Source organism: Chryseobacterium sp. FG46 (assembly GCF_057809135.1).
This window is the reverse complement of sequence record NZ_JBMDJJ010000010.1, coordinates 63,773-83,910: the sequence shown is the minus strand read 5'-3', so window position 1 is coordinate 83,910 and position 20,138 is coordinate 63,773. Positions and strand designations below refer to the sequence as shown.

Genomic DNA, 20,138 nt, shown 5'->3' with positions numbered 1-20,138 from the left:
GACTAAAGTCAGAAGGTTGGTAATTTTTTATCTAAATGGGCTAAAGCCCATTTCTATTGAATAGAATAAAAGCTCTAATAATTCATGAAATCATATCTTTATGACACTATACAAAATATAATACATTTATCATTAAAACATTAATAGTAACGGGCTTTAGCCCGTTTTCATGTTACATACCATTCCATTGGCTTTAGCCGAAACTTAAAAAACATTACTTTTGATAAAACAACACAAATGGCTTTTATCAAAATTTATATTCATCTTGTCTTTTCTACAAGAAATAGAGATCCATTTCTCAATACATTTAACATACGTCTTAAGGTCTGGAAACATATTAAAGAATATGCTACAGAAAAAGGGATATTTTTAGATATGATTAATGGATATTCAGACCATTGTCATTGTCTTATTTCTCTGGGTTCTAATCAGAACATTGAAAAAATTGTACAATTAATAAAGGGAGAATCATCACATTGGATTAATAAGAATGATCTTGTAAAAGGAAAGTTTTCATGGCAGGATGAATATTTTGCAGTCTCCGTTTCTGAATCTATGGTAGATTCTGTAAGAAATTACATTAAGAATCAGGAGAAGCATCATCAGAAAAAAAGTTTTAGTGATGAATATAGAGAGTTTATTGAGAAATATAGTTTTAAGAAATGAGTAGGTTTTGGCTAAAGTCTAAGGATTTGTTTCTTTTTATTTAAATGGGCTAAAGCCCATTTCTATTGAATTAGATATTCAACGTTTTTTTTAATATTCCACTGATTAATAAAAAACATCAGTAGGAACGGGCTTTAGCCCGTTTTCATGTTACATATCATTCCATTGGCTTTAGCCAAAACCTATCAATACGGGCACATTTATATCCTTATTTTTTGCCTGAAATTCATAGATTTTCTACCTTTATCCACTGATTGAATTCACATACAATTATGGAACATATTATTGAAATATTAAAATCCGGCGGAACCATTCTTTATCCTACAGATACCATCTGGGGAATTGGTTGTGATGCTACCAATATAGAAGCTGTCAATAAAATTTTTGACATCAAAAAGCGTGAAAAAAATAAATCCATGATCATCCTTGTAGAATCTGAAAAAAGACTACAGGATCTGGTGGATGTTCCTGAAATGGCATGGGAAATTATTGATCTGAGTGAAAAGCCGATAACCATTGTTTATGAAAATCCAAGAGGCTTACCTAAAGAACTTCTTGCTGAGGATGGAAGCATTGGAATCCGATTGGTAAAAAATGATTTCTGTAAAAAACTGATTACAAAACTGAACAGACCTTTAGTATCTACTTCCGCCAATTTCAGTGGCGAAAAAAGTCCATTGAAATTCTCTGATATTTCTGAGGAGATGATCAGCCTTGTAGATTACGCAGTGGAAGAAGACAGAGAAAAGGTTTCAAAATACTCAGGTTCATCAGTAATCAAAATATGGAATGACAACAGGATAAAAGTTCTTAGAGAATAAGAATTCTGAACTTTTATGTTAATTTTTTAGAGTCTTGTCAGTTTATATCGGCAGGATTTCTTTTTTTTAATTCTATCTTTGCAAACTCAACTCATAAACTATTTGCTATGGATCATCATGAATTTGCTCAAATGTGGATTAATGCATGGAATTCTCATGATCTGGAGGAGATACTCTCCCATTATTCGGATGATATTGAGATTACAACTCCTATGATCGCACTGGCTACCGGCGGTAAAGAAAGTTCTTTAAAAGGAAAAGAGGCAGTTCATGAATACTGGAGAAAGGCATTGGATAAATTTCCGGATCTTCATTTTGATCTGATACATTCCACCGCGGGAGTAGATTCGGCAGCATTATTTTATAAGTCGATTATGGATAAACATGCTGTTGAAGTCATGTTTTTTAATGAAGAGGGAAAAATTAGTAGAATGTATGCTCATTATGATTAATGGGTAACATACGTAGAAATTGTCACTATTATTAACGATGAAAATTAATCTTAATCAAAATAAGAATTTAAAACTATTTAAAATCATTTCTGAAGCAGCAGAAAGGAATAACCAGTCCGTATACATTGTGGGCGGTTATGTACGAGACCTTCTGATGAACAGAAAAGCTTCTACGGATATAGATTTTGTAACGGAACAAAGCGGTATTGAGCTTGCTCAGAACGTAGCTCAGGATATAGATCCTAAATTAAAGGTTTCGGTATTCAAAACTTACGGCACGGCCATGATCAAGTATAAAGAACTTGAACTTGAGTTTGTGGGAGCAAGAAAGGAAAGCTATACAGAAAACAGCCGGAAGCCGGAAGTGGAAGGCGGAAGTCTTGAAGATGACCAGAAAAGAAGAGATTTTACCATCAATGCGATGGCTATTTCTTTAAATAAAAATAATTTCGGAGAACTGATTGATCCGTTTAACGGAATCGGAGATCTTGAAAAAGAGATTTTAAGAACCCCTTTAGAACCGGCGCAAACCTATTCTGATGATCCGTTGAGGATGATGAGAGCAGTGCGTTTTGCTTCTACTTTAAATTTTAAAATCGAGGAAGACTCTCTGAAAGCTATCCAGCAGGAAGCAGAAAGAATCAAGATTGTTTCTATGGAAAGAATCATGGTGGAATTCAATAAAATCATGCTTTCTGAAAAACCATCTATCGGACTGAGATTGATGGAACAAACCGGTCTTATGAAACTGATTATTCCTGAATTAATCGAACTGAAAGGCGTAGAAGAAGTAGAAGGACAAACCCATAAGGACAACTTTTATCACACCCTGGAAGTTGTAGATAATATTTCTGTGAATACCGATAATCTTTGGCTTCGCTGGTCTGCCCTTCTTCATGACATTGGAAAAGCTCCTACAAAAAAGTTTGTAGAGGGAACGGGATGGACATTTCACGGACATGAATTTTTGGGTTCAAAAATGGTAAAAACGCTTTTTCAAAGATTAAAATTACCTTTGGGAAGTGATATGAAATATGTGCAGAAAATGGTAAAACTTTCATCAAGACCAATTGCTTTGATTACTGATGATGCTTCAGATTCTGCGTTGAGAAGGCTTTTATTTGATGCCGGAGAAAATCTGGAAGATCTTTTTACGCTTTGTAAGGCAGATATTACCACTAAAAATTCTAAAAAGCAGGAGAAATTCAAAAGAAACTTTGAATATGTAGCGGTAAAAATCAAAGAAGTAGAAGAAAAGGATCAGGTAAGAAATTTCCAGCCGCCCATCACCGGAGAAGAGATTATGGAAATGTTTAACCTTAAGCCTGGCCGCGAAATTGGTATCTTGAAAGAGAAAGTGAAAGAAGCTATTCTGGAAGGTGAAATTCCTAATGAAAAAGAAGAAGCCACAAAGTTTGTTATTGCTGAAGCAGAAAAATTGGGACTGACAATCTAATTCAATACAAATACGAAAAAGCCCGGCGGGATGTTCCATCCCGCCGGGCTTTTTCGTATTCAAAATATAAAACAAAGCCGGCCGGTTTCTTCGAAACCGGCCGGAAAAAAACACAAATGATGAAAAAATAAAAAATTATAAGATATACGCCGAAGCGTAGTATTTAGTTTTTATAGAATCCATTTGTTCCAATTCCTGCAGTAAAGTTTTTCAGTAAAATACCGTTAGAGGCATTATAAATATTCACTTTACCATCTGTACTATAATTTGCATCTGCAGCAAAAATTTTACCATCGATTACGTTAAATCCATATACATCCCCTACAGCTGTAGTAATAGGAGTTGTTGGAACTGTTGTAGATCCAACAGCCATTGTATATATCTTATTGGTATCGGTGATAAAATAGAATCTGTCATTATCAGCTCTAAGCTTCTGAACTTTAGGTATAGCTGTCAAAGTGGTAGTTTCATAAGTACCGTTTGCCGTATTAATTTTATAGATAAATGAATTTGTATTGTCTGAAACCAGTACATAAGCATTTCCTTTATATGAGATAAGGTCTTTAATAATTCCCACGTTTGGAAGGTTTACCGTATAACTTACCACATTTGTAGACGGATTCACAACGGTTACAGTATATCCTGTCGGAATTGGATTCCAGCTTGCATCGTAACCCACACCGTCAGTCTGAACAACGATACTTCCGCTTGCTTCAACTACTTTTTCAGCAGCGTTTGTAAAATCAATACTTTTCACAAAGGAGTTATCCGAAATATTATAAATATTAAGTTTTCTTTTGTGAGTATCAAAATTATTGTTGGTTACATAATATTGGTTTCCTGAAAAAGCAATATATCTTGCACCATCAAGGTTAGCCGTTACAGTAGTCAGTTTCTTGAATGTATAACGGTCTACAATGTCAATCTTATTAGGAATATTACATACCAGATAAGCACGGTTTCCATTGAACCCTATAGTCTGAAGGACTTTCCCCAGGTCTTCCTTATTATTACTCATTCCATAGATCTTATTAAATACTGTAGTAAGATCATTGCTTACAAAGGAAACTTCAGAAGTTGTAGTGGTAAAACCACCTTCATTGGAGATAAGCACTCCGGAGTCAAATCTAAGCGTTCCATCATCAGTACTTTCATAGCTGCTGTCTGTGCTACATGAAACATTGAAAAGTAACATAGAAGCGAATGCAAGAGATAAAATTTTTCTAATATTCATATATAATTAATTTATTTTAAAAATTGATATTTAAAGTGAGACTATAATTTCGTTTAGGTAATGGATAAGAAAGCATGGTATAATAGGTTTCATTCAAAATATTATTTATTTTAAAACCTAGTGTATAATTTTTAAAGAAAGTTGTACTGATACCGGCATTCATCACAAAATATGGATCTAAAGCATCACTCTTGGTTTCATTAGAATCTGTATACGTTAATCCATTAAACATCCCTTGTACATACACCTTCACAAAATCATACTGATAATCTATGTTTCCAATAAATTTATGAAGAGGCACATACATAAGCTTCTTTTGAATATCAAGATCTGTTGACTTTGTATAAGAATATCCAAGATTAGATTTCAAAATATGTTTTCCAAGTTTTTTCTCAAATTCCAGTTGGGATTCCAGTCCATATGTTTCGACTCTATTGGTATTTGAAGCTCCATAATATCCGGCAGGAGTTCTCAACCATCGGATCATATCCCGGATATTCATGTAATAAGGAGTGACGGAAAGTTTAAAGTCTCCTATTTTAAAGTGGTTTCTTAATTCAAATTGGTAAGAAGTTTCCGGTTTTAAATTCATATTACCTCCCTGAGCCCAATACAAATCGTTAAATGATGGTGCTCTGAAGTTTCTTGAAAAATTGAATTCAGCATCATACCATTTTACAATATCCCATTTTCCTGAAAAAGAAAGCAGAACAGGAGAGCTTATATCTTCTACAAAATCTTTCTTGATTCCCGCTTCAAAACGCAAATCTTTTGTTGGAAAATAACGCAGTAATCCTGCAATAGATCCTGCACTTCTGTTAATATTTCCAATTCCTGAACTACCTGCTCCATTCCCTTTATTAATTTGAAATTCACCGATAATATTAACATTCCACTTTGAATTCAGAAAATAATTAAAATCATTTTTCAGAATATAATTCTTCCCTACCCCTCCGCTGGTTTCAGCACCGTTAATATTACCAAAGTACTGGAAATTTTCCTCTGTATAAGCTGTTTTGAATGAGTTACTAAATTTTATAGTACTCCAATCCCAGGAAAGTAAACTTCGGGTATTCTGAGTTTCATATTTTGTTTTGTTTTCCAAATCTCCAAAATGAACAGGATAATGTTGTTGCCCATTAAAAAATTCTGATATCCAGGAAATCTGATGATGCGGAGCAATTTTATAGGCTGTTGCTATATTGATATTCGTATTATAATATTGTCCGTTATCATTACTGTAAGTCTTTCTTTTATCCACCTCAACCTGATAATCATTTTTACTTATTGAGTGATTGCCAGAAACTTTAAAAGTGAACTTATCGTTGCTGTAAGAACCTTTTACAAAATTATTATAAGTATTAAAAGAAGCGGCTTCTGAAAATAATGAACCATGGAAACCTTTATTAAAATCAAGGGTATTATTCAGGTGAATACTTCCCCCGATGGCGCCACTTCCATAGATTACACTTCCTCCACCAGCTTTTATACCAATCTGATCATAGCCGAACAAAGCAATATTATTGATATCTCCTTGTCCTAAAAAATTAGAATTGATATTAATTCCGTTCCATACAAATGCAGTCTGCTGGGCGGTAGTTCCTCTGAAAGAAGGGGAAGAAACAGCACCACGCCCATTTTCTTTGATATAAACCTGTGACTGAAATCTCAGGAGTTCTGAAAGGTTACTGGAGTTTTTCCCGGCCTCTTCTGCGGAAATTGTTTTTACGGGATGAAAAAGCTTCACCCTGTTCATCTGGTTGTCGAAGACATAAATAGTGTCAATGGCCTTCTCTTGTCCAAAAAGAAAACAGCCATAAGATGAAAAAAGCAGTACTAAAGATCTTTTTATATCCATTCCTTTTTACTTTTCCTCCGAAAGCAATATGTTTTTATGATTACAACTCTGGCAGGTCTCCTGACTTTCGCATTCTGCACCTTCCCGTTATATACAGTGGTTTTTTGCAGAAACTTTTGTTGCGATTTACAGTTGCGGGGACAGTCCGGGAGTTACACCCGATTCCCTTTTCATTCCAAAATACTGGAAACCAAAATTTTTGCAAAGATAGTTTTTTATGTGTATATGCCAAAAAATAGGGATTAGAAACAGATAGTATCTTTTAAGACCGGGAATCCTTTCTCAGGAAAACGCCAGATTCAAAATCTGATGGGAAATGAATAATAAAATAGCTGCTTCCAGTTGAAAGCAGCTATATATCATGAAATAACGTTTAATTAATTATTTACCAATAACTTCGGTAATCGGGTTTCCTACATTTCCGCTTGGGAACTGAATTTTCAATAGAGAAGATACTGTTGGAGCAATATCTGTCATATGATATTCCTTATTGCTTTCTCCCTGTTTTACTCCCCATCCCATAAAGATCAACGGAATATGAGAATCGTAAGAATTCCATACGCTGTGTGTAGTTCCTGTTTTAGAATATGGCGGAAGCATAGAGTCATGAGAAATTAACTGGATATCTCCACTTCTCTGTCTGTTGATGCCATTAATAATTCTTTGTTTGATTGGCTCCGGAATGCTTGACTCCTGAACTTTGTCTACAGAAACAGCATATAAAACGGTAGGATCTTTCTCAATTTCTTTTACAGCAAAGTTTCTTACATCATCCAGCTCAAGCTTATTATCTGCCAATACTTTTCTGTCAAAATAAACCTGGTAGTTATCAATGGCATTAACCAGTTTATCTGCCGCAAATTTCTCTTTCAGTTTCTGGTTCAGATTCTTTTCCGCATCTTCTCCGAAGAAACCTGTCGGGATTTTATGTTCTTTAAGGAATCCCACAGAATGTGCTCCACCATGGTCGGCAGAAAGGAAAACGGTATACTCTCCTTTTCCTACCTTTGAATCAAGATACTTAAAAAATTCAGCTAGATCCTGATCTAATCTGATATAAACATCTTCTACTTCAATAGAATTTGGTCCGAATTTATGGCCTGCATAATCTGTAGATGCCAGGTTGATGGCTAAAAAGTCTGTGATATTATCTCCACCCAGTTTTTCACCTTCTACAGAAGCTTCTGCCAGTTTCAATGTCAATGTATTTCCGAAAGGCGTATAACGGATGTTATCTTTTTTAGTCTGATAGTCTTTTGCTAAATTACTGTAAGGGAAAGTAGGTGTTTTTGCACTTCCCAGCAAACCTTCCCAGGGAGAATTGTCCGGTGCACTTTCTGTATATTCATTGATTGGAAGTAAAGTATTCCAGCCATTGGCTACTAATTTTTCAGGAAGATTCTGAGAATTGAATGATTTTACCCATTGCGGAAGATCATTCATATACCATGTACTGGTAATGAAATTCCCCGTACTGTCATCAAACCAGAAAGCTCCGTTTGGAGTGTGTCCTGCAGGAAGAATGGAAGCACGGTCTTTCAAGGAAACCCCCACTACTTTTCCCTGGAAGTTTGTTGCCAGTCTCAATTCGTCAGTTACTGTGGTAGACCAAAGATTTTTCGGAGAGTGGCTTCCCGTTTTTATATTGGTAGTTCCTACCGGCTGAACGCTGTCATCTGCAGTACAATAAACTCCTTTACCCGTTTCTTTATCCGTCCAGTCGTTTCCTGCAATCCCGTGAATTGCCGGTACAGATCCCGTATAGATACATGTATGTCCCAAAGCCGTAATGGTAGGAACATAAGGAATATGTACATTATTTAAAGAATATCCTGTATTCAAAAGTCTTTTGAAACCATCATTTCCATACTTACCATAAAAACGGTATAAATAGTCCCAACGCATCTGGTCTACTACCAGCCCCACAACTAATTTGGGTCTTTCAAGTTGGGTATTTCTGTTCTTCTGTGCATTGATTGTAACTACGGAGAATAAAGTAGCTGCCGCAATTGAAATGTTCCTAAGCATCCAAGTAAATTTTTATTGGTGACAAATTTAAGGGTTTTGAAAGTTTTGAAGTGTGAAATTTTACTTAAATTTGATTATTGTACAATTATCAACCAATCTTTTATGATTTTAGGTGTATACTGGTATTTCAAATTCCCGGATCATTTATATGACTTTCAGTTTTTCAAATTCTATCCGGGACTTGGAGGACATGCCGATACCCCTGCTGAATTGACCGCCAGAATACGGGTGGAAAATACAGATGATTTTGTCCATCAGCTGGAAGCGCTAAAATCAGGTTTTAAAAGAACATATTTACACCTGAATATCGATGAAAATCAAATCGTCATCAATATCGGTGACTATATGCTTTTTGATTTCCACTTTCAGTTTGCATTGGAAATAGAAAAACTATTAATCCGGGAAAATGCTGTATCATTGGATTTCAGCATTCCTTTTACCATTCAATCCACCAAAAGTTTTGCTCCGGAAAGAGACGAATTCAAAAATATAGAACACCGTTTCATTCAGATGGTGGGTTCGGATTTCAAAAAAAGTAATGCAGAAAATTATGCTGCCAGAATTGATTGCAATCTTCCTTTACCATACAAACAGAGGCTTATTGATGACTTAGTATCGATATGTAGAGAGGAAAACATCCATGTATTTTACTATAATGATTTCGATTGTAAAGATCATTGTAACCTGATGCTCTTTTTCACCAATGGCCGACAGAGAAAAGATTTTTTTCAGAAGGTTGACATTAATTCATTTGGGAGTAAAGTAAGACAACTTACCCAGAAATACCCTCTTCATTTCGGTCATTTCGGAAGCTTTAAAGAGTACCCTTTACTCGGGCCTCATATAGAACTGATGGTAGACGGAGAATATATTATAAACAAGAAATAAAAACCATTTAAATTCAATCATATGATCAAATTTAAGTATGTCATTCTCTATGTAGAAGATGTAGAACAGTCTATGAATTTTTATAAAAACACCTTTGGTACTGAAATAAAATTCATCACTCCCGAAAAAGATTATGGTGAACTGCTGACCGGAGAAACTAGTCTGTCATTCGCCTCTGTAAGCCTGGCTAATTCCAATATTAAAAAAGGATTCAAAACAGCAAAAACTGAAGACAAACCGTTCGGAATGGAACTGGGATTTACAACGGATGATATAGAGACTTTGGTAGAAAAAGCAATAAAAAACGGAGCCGTCCTTTATGAAGATATCGCCATAAAACCATGGGGACAAAAAACAGCATATATCAAAGATCCCAACAACTACCTTGTAGAAATCTGTACTGAAATGCAATAAGCGTAAAACGAACTGATTTGGAAATAAGAAGATTACAAAAACTCACCTTTGATCCCACCTTAAATTGGGGGCATAATGGTTATACAACGAACATAAGATATGGGGTTTCCTCCATAGAAGTTGGAGGTTCTTTTGAGTTTATTCTGAAAGAAAAAGCTTTACCATACAACAAAATCTGGGAAACGACTTCCGAAGATCTTGAAGAATTGAATACCATCATTGAACAGGGAAATTCCTTCGGAGCCTACGTGGATGGAGAAATCGCAGGCTGGATCATCTGTGAACAAAGAATATGGAACAACAGTTTTTATATTGAAAATATCCTGATCAACGAAAAATACAGAAGACAGGGAATCGGGATCATGCTGATTAAAAGTGCCATTAAAGAAGCCAGGAAATTAAACAGCAGAGTGATTGAGCTGGAAACCCAGAATACGAACTATCCTGCGATACAGTTTTACAGAAGAATGGGATTCAATATTACAGGACTGAATACAAGATTATATGAAAATGCAGAGGAAATTGCGCTTTTTATGACCTTAGATATAGAATAATTTTTCTAAACACATTAAAACACTTGTTAGTGTGTTGAAAATTTTATACATTAGTAATCAACAAATTAAAAAATAACTACTATGAAAAACCTGAAAAAGCTCAAGAGAAATCAGCTGGTTCTGATCAGTGGTGGCGACACTCCTTATGCATTGTGTGACATGGATGGTAATTGTCCGCCCACTATAGGCTCTTACTATTGTAGTGGCGGTACCTGTTACAGAGTTTCCGGCGGCGGCGGCAACCCCGGATGCAATGAACCTATGCGTCTTTGCCAGGAATGGGAAACAGGATGCGGATGCGTTTATATGTAAAAAATATTTGTCAGATAAAATTTTGTTGAGGGCGGTTTTTACCGCTCTTTTTTTGTAATCAGCCTTAGCATTCATTAACTTGCATCTTGTAATAATACATCAAAGAATATCATTATGAAAACATTGATCTGGAAAGGAATATTTTATCAATCTCTTGAATATTTTAATTTACAATCTGATGATAAAAACTATACGGTAGAATCAAAAATCATCGGCTGTCTTGAGGATAAAATATATAATACAGAGTATAAAATTCACATTGATAAAGACTGGATCGTTCAGGATTTTTTGATAGAATCTGAAGTCAATACAATTAAAAGAACACTTACAGGAAAAAGAATCCAAAATCAATGGGAAATCAATAATCTTGTAAATCCGGAATTCAATGATTTTAAATTTATAGATATTTCTCTGACACCCTTTACCAATACTCTACCCATCAACAATTTGAAACTTTCAGAAAACGATTCTCAGAAGATTGATGTTATTTATATTGATGTTTTAAACGATCATATCAAACCTGTTCAACAGCAATACAGTCGGACAGCCATTAATAAATACCTGTATGAAAATATCGAAAATGATTTTAAAGCAGAAATTTCAATTGATGAAGCGGGATTTGTAACAGCTTATCCTAAGCTGTTTGAAAAGATTACGGAACTTTGAAAAGTTGAAATGAGCCAGCCTTATATTCCAAAATAAAGAGACTGTCCAAAAAGTTTGGTCAGCCTCTTTATGTATTTTAATCCTGCTTAAAAGCAGTCAATGATTAGAATTTCAAATCTCCGTTCACCTCTCTTACTGCATTGGCAGCTTCAGCGAATTTCAATTGCTCTTCAGCAGTCAATGTCACGTTTACAATTGATTCTACTCCGTTTGCTCCGATGATAGCCGGAACACCTAAGCAGATATCGTTTTGTCCGTATTCACCTTCAAGCATTAAAGAACAAGGAATCATTTTCTTCTGGTCACATGCAATAGCCTGAACCATTACAGAAACTGCTGCACCTGGAGCATACCAGGCTGAAGTTCCTAATAATTTAGTAAGAGTAGCTCCTCCTACTTTAGTTTCTTCGATTACATATTTTTGTTGCTCATCACTTAAGAACTCAGTTACAGGAACCCCATTTCTTGTCGCTTTGCTCAATAACGGAAGCATACCTGTATCACTGTGAGCAGCGATTACCATACCGTCCACATCAGAAATTGGAGCTTCTAATGCCTCAGCCAATCTGTATTTGAATCTTGCAGAATCTAATGCACCACCCATTCCGATGATTTTGTGCTTAGGAAGACCTGAAGTTTTGTGAACAAGGTAAGCCATCGTATCCATTGGGTTAGAAACCACGATGATGATTACTTCCGGAGAATGTTTTACTAAGTTTTCAGTAACTTCTTTCACGATACCAGCATTGATACCGATCAATTCTTCTCTTGTCATCCCAGGTTTTCTTGGAATCCCTGAAGTGATTACTGCTACATGAGAACCTGCAGTTTTGCTGTAATCTCCTGTTGTACCCGTAATTTTTGTATCAAATCCGTTAAGAGATGCTGTCTGCATCAAATCCATTGCTTTCCCTTCAGCAAACCCTTCTTTAATGTCTACCAAAACTACTTCTGAACAGAAGTTCTTCATTGCGATGTATTCTGCACAGCTTGCTCCTACAGCGCCTGCACCTACTACAGTTACTTTCATATTGTTACTTTTTAAAAATTATTTTTTGTTAGTTAAGTTTAAATTTGAAACTCTCCAAATTTAACAATTCCTGAAAAAATGCGCAATTTTTCAGGAATTTAATTAGAATTAAAATAAATTAGTTGACGCTCAGTAAAAACGTATAGAGTTTTTTCGCTCCTGAAAGCACATCATTATAGTTTTCTTCAGCAACTTCCGTATCCAGAACTTCCTTAAAATTTTTCCACATTGGCCCTGTATTCTCCTGATAGCATCCGAAAAAGTTGAAAGTAACCTCATCAAAACCCTCCGTTTTAGAAAGCTGTTTTGCAATTACATTTCCTCCAAGGGTAGATCCTTCAATCACATACATCGCTCCAAGTGCTTCATGCTCGTTATTGAATTCAAGAGGATGAGCAACTTCCTGATTTTCGAGAGAGAGACTTTTCAGGTCTTTTTCAATAAGGGATAGCTTCTTTCTTTCATCAAGCTGAAGTTTTGATGCATACTTATCAGAAAGGCTGCCGAATATTTTATCTTCGCTGTGAAGAAGCATCAGGTAATTGGTATGAATGATTTTTTTATAATCTTCTAAAGTGAAGGTTTTATTGAAAATCTTTTCAGAATTAAAAAGTTTTTCTGCCGCATCGTGATAATCTGCCGTATTCTGTTTAAGATATTCTGATACCATACATAACGTTTTAAAAGTTTCTCAAATATAAGGCTTTTTGAATGTTAAAATAAAGGAAGTGCCTTCACTGTTGCTTTCAAAATCTACATTTCCTCCCAATCTTTTCATGATGCGGTGTACAATAGACAATCCTACTCCGTTTCCTTTGAATTTCTTGGCATTATCCATCCTGTTAAAGATTTTGAACATCTTATGTTTTTCCTCCGCAGGAATACCAATACCGTTGTCTGAGATCCTGTAAATAATGGTCTGCCCGTCCTCAGATCCTTCAATTTCCACTTTTGGAAGAACTTTATGGGAAGAATATTTCACAGCATTGTTGATGATATTCAAAAATACCTGATGAAGCATGGTTTTATCAGCCAATACATCAGGGCATTCTTTAATGATAATTTCACTGTTGGGACTGTCATAGGTTATCTTGGCATTTTCAGAAATTTTCTCAATCGTATGAGCTGTTTTCAGACTTTCAAGCTGGATTTCACTGTGTTTGGCGCGGCTGAGCTGCAGTACATCATGCATCATTTCTGCCATATTGTCGATTTCCTCAATAATTGAATTGATCTTGGTTCTACTTTTTTCCGAATCATCAGCAAGATTTCCCAGAAGCATTTGTGCATTCAGTTTCATTACAGTGAGAGGAGTTCCCAGGTCATGAGAGATTGTATAGGAAAAACTGTCAAGTTCCTCATTCACTTTTTTAAGCTCATCATTAAGCCTTTTAATGGCATTATAATTTTTATGGGAAGTTTCCAAAATCAAATCTCTTACAGCCTTTACTGCATCAACACTTCTGGAATTCCATCTTTTAGAATGACCTTTAATATTTTCTGTAAAAATACGGAATGAAGTTCTCGGTGATATCATTTGTCTTTCTTCTCCATTCTGAGAAAATACACTTACTTTTTTCTCCGGATTTCCTGCCCAGTTGATATGCTCATCAAACTCTTTTCTGAACCAGATCAGCATTTCATTTTTGTCCCTTTCAATAAAATAGATGGCAATTCCTGCTGTATTTTCAGTCAGCTCCAGTTCTTCAACATAATCTTTAAGAAAATTTCTGCTCACATAGATATGATCCTGGGTATTGCCAAGAGCCCATTGTGCAATTCTTCCGATATTTTCCAGATCAGGAGTATTGCCGTCTGTTATTATATTTTCATCCGAAACAATGGCAAGCCCGTCTGCTTCAGGTAACTTTCTGATCTCCGTTTTACATTCAATAAGAGAATCAAACAGATTATGATGTTTTAAAAACTCTGTTTTCAACTGAGATATTTTATCATTCAGTTCCAAACGGTAATTCAGTTCGTTTTTAGATTTAAAAGATGAATAGGCATTAGCAGCAAGCGTAGTAAAAATTCCGGCTTGTACCCTGTCTTCAAGATCTATATGCTTAGGTTCTACATTCTGGCAGGTTACCAATCCCCAGAGATGATCATCAATAATAATGGAAACGCTAAAACTTGAAGCTACGCCGGAATTCTTCAGATACTGCGCATGAACTGGTGACATCCCTCTGGATGCTGAAAAGGTAAGATCAATACTGTCTGGGATTCTGCTTACAACAGGAACATTATCCGCATATACATTGCTGAAAATTCTTTTTCTTTTTTTTAAATAAAGATCACGTGCCTGTTTCGGAATATCAGACTCAGGATAATGCAGCCCAAGGAAACTTTCCATATCCTCATTTTTTCTTTCGGCAATCACTTTACCGGAGCCGTCCATCATGAATTTATAGACCATCATACGGTCATAGTTTACCACCTTTGAAAGGGTTTCCAGAAGATGATTCCAGAGTTCCTTTCCATTGTCAATGATGTAAAAGTTATCATACTTATTGGAAATTCGTTTATTGGGATTAATGATCACCTCTTCAAACTCCAGAAAGATATAAAGCTCACTTCTGAAAACAGAAAAATGATACTCTTTATCATTTATAAAAATTTTATCGAAATACGTTTCATTCTTACGTCTGGTAAACTTGTCCAGTGAAGTATAGATTTCTGAATCAATAATACTTTGAAAACTTTCAGGAAAGTCATTAAGCTTTCTTCCGAACAGTTCTTCTGAACTCCCGATTTTAAATAGATCCGCAATATTCCTGCTAAAAAAAGTAATGGTGTGGGATTCTGCATCAATGCCAATTAAATAACCAAAACTCTGTATAGAACCCGGAATATGGATAGGTTCTTCATGGCATTCTATAAAATTCATATATCTTTTCAGTCTATCTATCAAATATAGTTTTTTTTTTGAACACCTTTTTACTTTGTGGTATCTAATTTTAGATACCCTTCCGACAAGTATTTACGGGAAATACCTCATCAAAAAACATAAAAACTTATTAAGATATTCTTTATTTCGACCCCTTTTTTATGTCATTTCTTTAAAATATACAAAAAAAAATCCAACAATCAAACCTTTTCATCTTTAACCATGATTCATAACATGGATTACACATTATTAACCTTATTAATTGTTTTATTTAGACAATTTTCGCTAAATTTATATCACCAATTAATGAATATGACAAGAATCCATTGAATTATTCATAATAAATTCAATACAAAATTTAAATTCAAATAATACTATTATGAAAAAGTTCCCATTAATTTTATTTTCTCTGATCCTCTCTATAGGATTATGGAATCCATCCGAAGCCTGTACAAGAGTCGTTTACAAAGGACCTCAAAACACTGTTATTACAGCCCGTTCTATGGACTGGCGTGATGAGATTCCGGCCAACTTATGGGTGTTACCCAAAGGAATAGACCGCAACGGACAGGTAGGACCCCAATCTGTAAAATGGACCGCCAAATATGGAAGTCTCATCAGTTCTTCATGGGACATTGCTTCAGCAGATGGGATGAACGAAAAAGGGCTGGTTGCCAACCTGCTTTGGTTAGGAGAATCCCAATACCCAAAGTTCGATGGAAAAGGAAGCAAAAAGGGAATAGCCATTTCATTATGGGCACAATATTATCTTGATAATTTCGCGACAGTAAAAGAAGCCGTAGAATTTTCACGCAAAGAACCTTTCGTTATTGTGAGTGATTATATTCCGGGAACAGAAAGATTTACAACTGTCCATCTTTCCATTTCTGACGCTTCAGGTGACAATGCTGTATTTGAATATATTGACGGAAAACTGGTTATTCATCATGACCCATCTTATACGGTAATGACAAACTCTCCTGTATTTGAAGAGCAGTTAGCACTTAACAATTACTGGAAAGGTATTCCGGGAACGGTAATGCTTCCGGGAACCAATCGAGCAGCAGACCGTTTCGTAAGAGCGTCATATTATATCAATGCGATTCCTCAGACTGCAGACACCCGCACAGCAGTAGCCAGTGTTTTCAGTGTAATCAGAAACTGCTCTGTTCCTTACGGGATTACGTCTGCTACAGAACCTAATATTTCCTCTACAAGATGGCGTTCTGTTTCGGATCAGAAAAATCTGGTGTATTATTTTGAAACGGTTTTCACTCCCAACACGTTTTGGGTAGATCTTAAAGATTTTGATCTGAGCACTAAAGGAAAAGTGATGAAGCTGGATCTTAGCAACAACCGCACCTATAACGGAAAATCCAATGCGGAGTTTAAAGAGTCTGCACCGTTCACGTTCCTAGGATTAAAATAGATATTTTACCACAAAAAATGCTCGTGCTTAGAATATCCTGAGCAATCCACGTTACAATTAAACAATATTCTGAAAATCAAATATTGACGAGGCAAGCAAGCAGTTGTGGCACAATAAAATTCACAATAAAAAAACAAAATAGATATGGCCTTTTTTTCGATTAAAAAGAAAAGCCTGATCCTGTGCATGCTGGCCTGCGGATTATCCGCTTATGCACAAAGTCAGGATTCTCTGAAGACCACACCTCCTCCACAGGAAAAAGATAATGTAAAATATCCGCAGCTGCAGATCAAAGGCCTTTTTCAGGCGCGTTATCTTGTAGGGATGAGTAAAGATGTTGATGTAAACGGACTTCACCACACTGATGGTTCCGGAACTGATAATAATTTCATGCTCAAGTACATGAGAGTTCAGGTTCGGGCACAGATCAGCAAACGTACAGAAGTTGTTGTTCTGGCCAATCTTGCCGATTTTAAAAATGACCCCAAAAGCAGAGTTCTTGAAAACGCTTATCTGAAGTACACTTTCAATCCTAAATTAGCAATTACCGTAGGACAGTTCAGGCCCTGGTTTGGTATTGAAGAGACTTATCCTATTGATATTATTAAATCTTTAGACTGGTCTAATCAGTATACCGAATTTGGAAAACTGGGATGGACAAGTTTCCAGATCGGAATGTCTGCTACAGGACAGCTTCAACTAGGAGAAATTCCTTTCCAATATGCTGTTTCGGTAGTAAATGGAAATGGAAAAAATCAGGTTAATGATAATGACAACGGAAAGCAGTATTCTACCCGCCTTGTTTTCGGATTATCAAAAAAATACAACTTCAATGTAGGTTTGAATGGCGGTATCGGAGAAGTTTTCAGCAAAAAAGTATACGCCTTGGGTGTAGACCTGAGTTCACTGATCCATTTTGATCCTAAATGGAGTCTTGATATGCAGCTGGAAGCCAAACAGGCAACCAACCACGTTCTGTATAATTCTATTGCACCTGAATTAAGACCTGATAACCCAGACCAATATCTGATCCGTGGCGCTTATTTTCTTCCGAACCTAAGATATGAGATCAACCATAAAAATCTTAGTGCCTTCGAATTATCCTGCCGCTACGAATATCTTGATACCAATTTCAGAATGGCATCCAACCCAAGACAAACGATTACTCCGATGTTCGGATTGGAATTCCTGAAAAACTACGGCGCAAGAATTCAGCTGGGAGTACAGTTTGATCGCTACAAACATCAGGTAGAAAACACATCACAATACAATAACAATCTATTCATTGTCCAGGTACAAAGTAGATTTTAAATGATTAAATAGTTAGTATCATGAAAGAAATTAATATCAAAAACGTAGCGATCACATTTGTTGTTGCGTTAATCATATGGTTCATTCCTGCTCCGGAAGGTGTTGCAGAGAATGCCTGGCATCTGTTTGCGATCTTTGCGGCAACCATTTTAGGAATCATCCTTAAAGCGGCTCCAATGGGAACTATGTGTATGATGGCCATTGGTTTTACAGCCCTTACCCAGGTGGTTGCACCGGGAGATGCAGGAAAATCTATTACCAAAGCGCTGTCTGGTTTTGGAGATAAAGTAATCTGGCTGATCGGGATCTCATTCTTTATTGCCAGAGGATTTATCAAAACAGGATTGGGAAACCGTATCGCATTTTTATTCATCAGAGTTTTTGGTAAAAGCTCGTTGGGACTGGCTTACGGATTAGGACTTGCAGATGTTTGTCTGGCTCCTGCCATTCCGAGTAACACAGCAAGAGGTGGCGGGATTATTTATCCTATCATGAAATCTATGGCGATAAGCTTTGATTCCGTTCCGGAAAAGCCTGAAACCCATAGAAAATTAGGATCATTCCTGACTTTAAACAGCTACTATATGAACCTCATCGCTTCTTCCATGTTCCTTACCGGGACAGCGAGTAACCCGATGTGCCAGAAGTTTGCGGCTAACCTTGGTATTGATATTACATGGATGTCATGGGCAGCAGCAGGTTTCATTCCCGGTGCGGTAGCCTTCTTTGTGGTTCCTTTGGTATTATACAAATTGTATCCGCCTGAATTGAAAAAAACAGGAGATGCTCCGAAAATGGCGGCTGAGAAATTAAAAGAAATGGGACCTATTTCCAGAAACGAATGGCTGATGCTGCTGGCATTCTTTATCTTATTAGTCCTTTGGATATTTGGTGGAGCACTTTCCATTGATGCTACCACAACAGCTTTCATCGGATTAACCTTATTATTGCTAACCTCAGTATTAACCTGGGAAGATGTAAAAGGTGAAAAAGGAGCATGGGATACCATCGTTTGGTTTGCCGTATTGGTAATGATGGCGAGTTCTTTAAATGAATTGGGTTTCATTGGCTGGTTCAGTAACCTGATCAAAGTACAGATCGGAGGATTGAGCTGGCAGGTAGCCTTTCCGGTTATTATTGTCGTGTATTTCTTCAGTCACTATATTTTTGCAAGTGCTACCGCTCACGTAGCCGCTATGTATGCAGCCTTGCTGGGTGTAGGCGTTTCTTTGGGAATTCCTCCTATGTTATTGGCGATGATGCTTGGTTTCATGGGTTCCATTTACGGGGTATTGACTCATTACGGCCACGGTCCTGCTCCGGTATATTTCGGAAGCGGATATGTAGATCTGAAGGTCTGGTGGCTCAGAGGTCTTGAAATAGGAATCGTTCTATTGATCATTTATATGGTTGTAGGAGGATTGTGGATGAAAGTCTTAGGATATTATTAATCATTAAATCAAAAATATGTTATCAACATTGTCAAGAAAAATGCTGATGTGCCTTACCGGACTCTTTTTGGGATTCTTCCTGTTGATTCATTTCCTTGGAAATCTTCAGCTTTTCCTTCCGCAAGAGCAGGCACACCTGCAGTTTAATGCGTATTCGCATTTTTTATCAGGAAATATAGTCATCAAAATAGTTTCTTACGTTTTGTATACCAGTATTATTCTGCATGCTGTAGACGGACTGATTATTACTTTAAAAAATAAAAAATCCGGTGGCGGTTATCAGTCTGACAGACGCGGAAGAGCCAGCAAATGGGCTTCCCGAAATATGGGAATTCTCGGAACATTAATTCTGATTTTCCTGGTGATCCATTTCCAGAACTTCTGGTATATCTACAAATTCGGAAATCCTCCTTTGGATGAGAACGGAAATAAAGATCTCTACATCCTGGTAGTGAATGTCTTTAAAGAATGGTGGTACGTTATCATTTATGTTGTATCAATGATCGCTTTGTGTTATCACCTGATTCATGGAATACACAGTGCTGTAAGAACCCTGGGATTATATCATCCTAAGTTCGTACAATGGTTCAAAACTATCGGAATTGCTTATTCAATCATTATCTGTGTAGGTTTTGCGTTGATGCCCATCTATGTATACTTTACTTACCAATAAACAGA

The 20,138-nt window shown here is 36.3% G+C and carries 19 protein-coding genes and 1 riboswitch; of the genes, 13 read left to right on the top strand and 6 right to left on the bottom strand.

The window, feature by feature from the left end:
- Positions 1–237: 237 nt before the first annotated feature.
- From tnpA to ACODR7_RS09615, 4 genes are all read left to right on the top strand, one after another.
- A complete protein-coding gene (gene tnpA / locus ACODR7_RS09630; RefSeq protein WP_488838828.1) occupies positions 238–666 on the top strand; it encodes an IS200/IS605 family transposase in 429 nt (142 codons plus the stop codon).
- Positions 667–938: 272 nt separating this feature from the next.
- Positions 939–1,487, top strand: a complete 549-nt coding sequence (locus ACODR7_RS09625; RefSeq protein ID WP_488838827.1) for an L-threonylcarbamoyladenylate synthase — start codon at positions 939–941, stop codon at positions 1,485–1,487.
- 107 nt (positions 1,488–1,594) lie between these two features.
- The gene (locus ACODR7_RS09620; protein WP_488838826.1) at positions 1,595–1,939 is read left to right on the top strand and encodes a nuclear transport factor 2 family protein; all 345 of its coding nucleotides are present in this window, start codon (positions 1,595–1,597) and stop codon (positions 1,937–1,939) included.
- 37 nt (positions 1,940–1,976) lie between these two features.
- A complete protein-coding gene (locus tag ACODR7_RS09615; RefSeq protein WP_488838825.1) occupies positions 1,977–3,395 on the top strand; it encodes a CCA tRNA nucleotidyltransferase in 1,419 nt (472 codons plus the stop codon).
- 163 nt (positions 3,396–3,558) lie between these two features.
- Here the strand turns inward: ACODR7_RS09615 and ACODR7_RS09610 are convergent, their stop codons facing one another.
- The 3 genes from ACODR7_RS09610 to pafA all read right to left on the bottom strand — a co-directional run bounded on the left by ACODR7_RS09610 (position 3,559) and on the right by pafA (position 8,515).
- On the bottom strand, positions 3,559–4,629 hold the full coding sequence (locus ACODR7_RS09610) for a YncE family protein (protein ID WP_488838824.1): 1,071 nt from the start codon (positions 4,627–4,629) through the stop codon (positions 3,559–3,561).
- A 16-nt stretch (positions 4,630–4,645) separates the two neighbouring features.
- Positions 4,646–6,487 carry a TonB-dependent receptor plug domain-containing protein gene (locus tag ACODR7_RS09605; protein ID WP_488838823.1) on the bottom strand — a complete coding sequence of 614 codons (1,842 nt, stop codon included), beginning with the start codon at positions 6,485–6,487 and terminating at the stop codon, positions 4,646–4,648.
- A gap of 33 nt (positions 6,488–6,520) precedes the next feature.
- Positions 6,521–6,697, bottom strand: a riboswitch (cobalamin riboswitch).
- 171 nt (positions 6,698–6,868) lie between these two features.
- Positions 6,869–8,515, bottom strand: a complete 1,647-nt coding sequence (gene pafA, locus ACODR7_RS09600; RefSeq protein WP_488838822.1) for an alkaline phosphatase PafA — start codon at positions 8,513–8,515, stop codon at positions 6,869–6,871.
- Positions 8,516–8,617: 102 nt separating this feature from the next.
- Here pafA and ACODR7_RS09595 point away from each other — a divergent pair, with 102 nt between their 5' ends.
- The 5 genes from ACODR7_RS09595 to ACODR7_RS09575 all read left to right on the top strand — a co-directional run bounded on the left by ACODR7_RS09595 (position 8,618) and on the right by ACODR7_RS09575 (position 11,349).
- Positions 8,618–9,403, top strand: a complete 786-nt coding sequence (locus ACODR7_RS09595; protein WP_488838821.1) for a hypothetical protein — start codon at positions 8,618–8,620, stop codon at positions 9,401–9,403.
- 21 nt (positions 9,404–9,424) lie between these two features.
- Entirely contained in the window at positions 9,425–9,817 is a 393-nt protein-coding gene (locus tag ACODR7_RS09590) for a VOC family protein (RefSeq protein ID WP_488838820.1), read from the top strand.
- A 17-nt stretch (positions 9,818–9,834) separates the two neighbouring features.
- A complete protein-coding gene (locus ACODR7_RS09585) occupies positions 9,835–10,371 on the top strand; it encodes a GNAT family N-acetyltransferase (RefSeq protein ID WP_488838819.1) in 537 nt (178 codons plus the stop codon).
- Positions 10,372–10,452: 81 nt separating this feature from the next.
- Positions 10,453–10,683, top strand: a complete 231-nt coding sequence (locus tag ACODR7_RS09580) for a hypothetical protein (RefSeq protein WP_488838818.1) — start codon at positions 10,453–10,455, stop codon at positions 10,681–10,683.
- Between the two features lie 114 nt (positions 10,684–10,797).
- The gene (locus ACODR7_RS09575) at positions 10,798–11,349 is read left to right on the top strand and encodes a putative glycolipid-binding domain-containing protein (protein WP_488838817.1); all 552 of its coding nucleotides are present in this window, start codon (positions 10,798–10,800) and stop codon (positions 11,347–11,349) included.
- A gap of 103 nt (positions 11,350–11,452) precedes the next feature.
- Here the strand turns inward: ACODR7_RS09575 and ACODR7_RS09570 are convergent, their stop codons facing one another.
- The 3 genes from ACODR7_RS09570 to ACODR7_RS09560 all read right to left on the bottom strand — a co-directional run bounded on the left by ACODR7_RS09570 (position 11,453) and on the right by ACODR7_RS09560 (position 15,269).
- A complete protein-coding gene (locus tag ACODR7_RS09570; protein WP_034699354.1) occupies positions 11,453–12,379 on the bottom strand; it encodes a malate dehydrogenase in 927 nt (308 codons plus the stop codon).
- Between the two features lie 118 nt (positions 12,380–12,497).
- Entirely contained in the window at positions 12,498–13,049 is a 552-nt protein-coding gene (locus ACODR7_RS09565; protein ID WP_488838816.1) for a biliverdin-producing heme oxygenase, read from the bottom strand.
- Between the two features lie 21 nt (positions 13,050–13,070).
- On the bottom strand, positions 13,071–15,269 hold the full coding sequence (locus ACODR7_RS09560; protein ID WP_488838815.1) for an ATP-binding protein: 2,199 nt from the start codon (positions 15,267–15,269) through the stop codon (positions 13,071–13,073).
- Positions 15,270–15,648: 379 nt separating this feature from the next.
- On the opposite strand from ACODR7_RS09560, the gene ACODR7_RS09555 reads away from it, so the two are divergent.
- The 4 genes from ACODR7_RS09555 (at position 15,649) to ACODR7_RS09540 (ending at position 20,133) form a co-directional block, all read left to right on the top strand.
- Positions 15,649–16,698 carry a linear amide C-N hydrolase gene (locus ACODR7_RS09555; protein ID WP_488838814.1) on the top strand — a complete coding sequence of 350 codons (1,050 nt, stop codon included), beginning with the start codon at positions 15,649–15,651 and terminating at the stop codon, positions 16,696–16,698.
- Positions 16,699–16,842: 144 nt separating this feature from the next.
- Entirely contained in the window at positions 16,843–18,009 is a 1,167-nt protein-coding gene (locus ACODR7_RS09550) for a porin (RefSeq protein ID WP_488838813.1), read from the top strand.
- Between the two features lie 20 nt (positions 18,010–18,029).
- The gene (locus ACODR7_RS09545; protein ID WP_488838812.1) at positions 18,030–19,460 is read left to right on the top strand and encodes an anion permease; all 1,431 of its coding nucleotides are present in this window, start codon (positions 18,030–18,032) and stop codon (positions 19,458–19,460) included.
- Between the two features lie 16 nt (positions 19,461–19,476).
- Positions 19,477–20,133 (top strand): succinate dehydrogenase cytochrome b subunit, encoded by a 657-nt coding sequence (locus ACODR7_RS09540; protein WP_488838811.1) that lies wholly within the window; start codon positions 19,477–19,479, stop codon positions 20,131–20,133.
- Positions 20,134–20,138: the final 5 nt, after the last annotated feature.

What these genes read in the sequence shown, in the direction of transcription:
- tnpA (WP_488838828.1), top strand. Translation starts at nt 238, where the DNA reads ATGGCTTTTATCAAAATTTATATTCATCTTGTCTTTTCTACAAGAAAT.
- ACODR7_RS09625 (WP_488838827.1), top strand. Translation starts at nt 939, where the DNA reads ATGGAACATATTATTGAAATATTAAAATCCGGCGGAACCATTCTTTAT.
- ACODR7_RS09620 (WP_488838826.1), top strand. Translation starts at nt 1,595, where the DNA reads ATGGATCATCATGAATTTGCTCAAATGTGGATTAATGCATGGAATTCT.
- ACODR7_RS09615 (WP_488838825.1), top strand. Translation starts at nt 1,977, where the DNA reads ATGAAAATTAATCTTAATCAAAATAAGAATTTAAAACTATTTAAAATC.
- ACODR7_RS09610 (WP_488838824.1), bottom strand. Translation starts at nt 4,629, where the DNA reads ATGAATATTAGAAAAATTTTATCTCTTGCATTCGCTTCTATGTTACTT.
- ACODR7_RS09605 (WP_488838823.1), bottom strand. Translation starts at nt 6,487, where the DNA reads ATGGATATAAAAAGATCTTTAGTACTGCTTTTTTCATCTTATGGCTGT.
- pafA (WP_488838822.1), bottom strand. Translation starts at nt 8,515, where the DNA reads ATGCTTAGGAACATTTCAATTGCGGCAGCTACTTTATTCTCCGTAGTT.
- ACODR7_RS09595 (WP_488838821.1), top strand. Translation starts at nt 8,618, where the DNA reads ATGATTTTAGGTGTATACTGGTATTTCAAATTCCCGGATCATTTATAT.
- ACODR7_RS09590 (WP_488838820.1), top strand. Translation starts at nt 9,425, where the DNA reads ATGATCAAATTTAAGTATGTCATTCTCTATGTAGAAGATGTAGAACAG.
- ACODR7_RS09580 (WP_488838818.1), top strand. Translation starts at nt 10,453, where the DNA reads ATGAAAAACCTGAAAAAGCTCAAGAGAAATCAGCTGGTTCTGATCAGT.
- ACODR7_RS09575 (WP_488838817.1), top strand. Translation starts at nt 10,798, where the DNA reads ATGAAAACATTGATCTGGAAAGGAATATTTTATCAATCTCTTGAATAT.
- ACODR7_RS09570 (WP_034699354.1), bottom strand. Translation starts at nt 12,379, where the DNA reads ATGAAAGTAACTGTAGTAGGTGCAGGCGCTGTAGGAGCAAGCTGTGCA.
- ACODR7_RS09565 (WP_488838816.1), bottom strand. Translation starts at nt 13,049, where the DNA reads ATGGTATCAGAATATCTTAAACAGAATACGGCAGATTATCACGATGCG.
- ACODR7_RS09560 (WP_488838815.1), bottom strand. Translation starts at nt 15,269, where the DNA reads ATGAATTTTATAGAATGCCATGAAGAACCTATCCATATTCCGGGTTCT.
- ACODR7_RS09555 (WP_488838814.1), top strand. Translation starts at nt 15,649, where the DNA reads ATGAAAAAGTTCCCATTAATTTTATTTTCTCTGATCCTCTCTATAGGA.
- ACODR7_RS09550 (WP_488838813.1), top strand. Translation starts at nt 16,843, where the DNA reads ATGGCCTTTTTTTCGATTAAAAAGAAAAGCCTGATCCTGTGCATGCTG.
- ACODR7_RS09545 (WP_488838812.1), top strand. Translation starts at nt 18,030, where the DNA reads ATGAAAGAAATTAATATCAAAAACGTAGCGATCACATTTGTTGTTGCG.
- ACODR7_RS09540 (WP_488838811.1), top strand. Translation starts at nt 19,477, where the DNA reads ATGTTATCAACATTGTCAAGAAAAATGCTGATGTGCCTTACCGGACTC.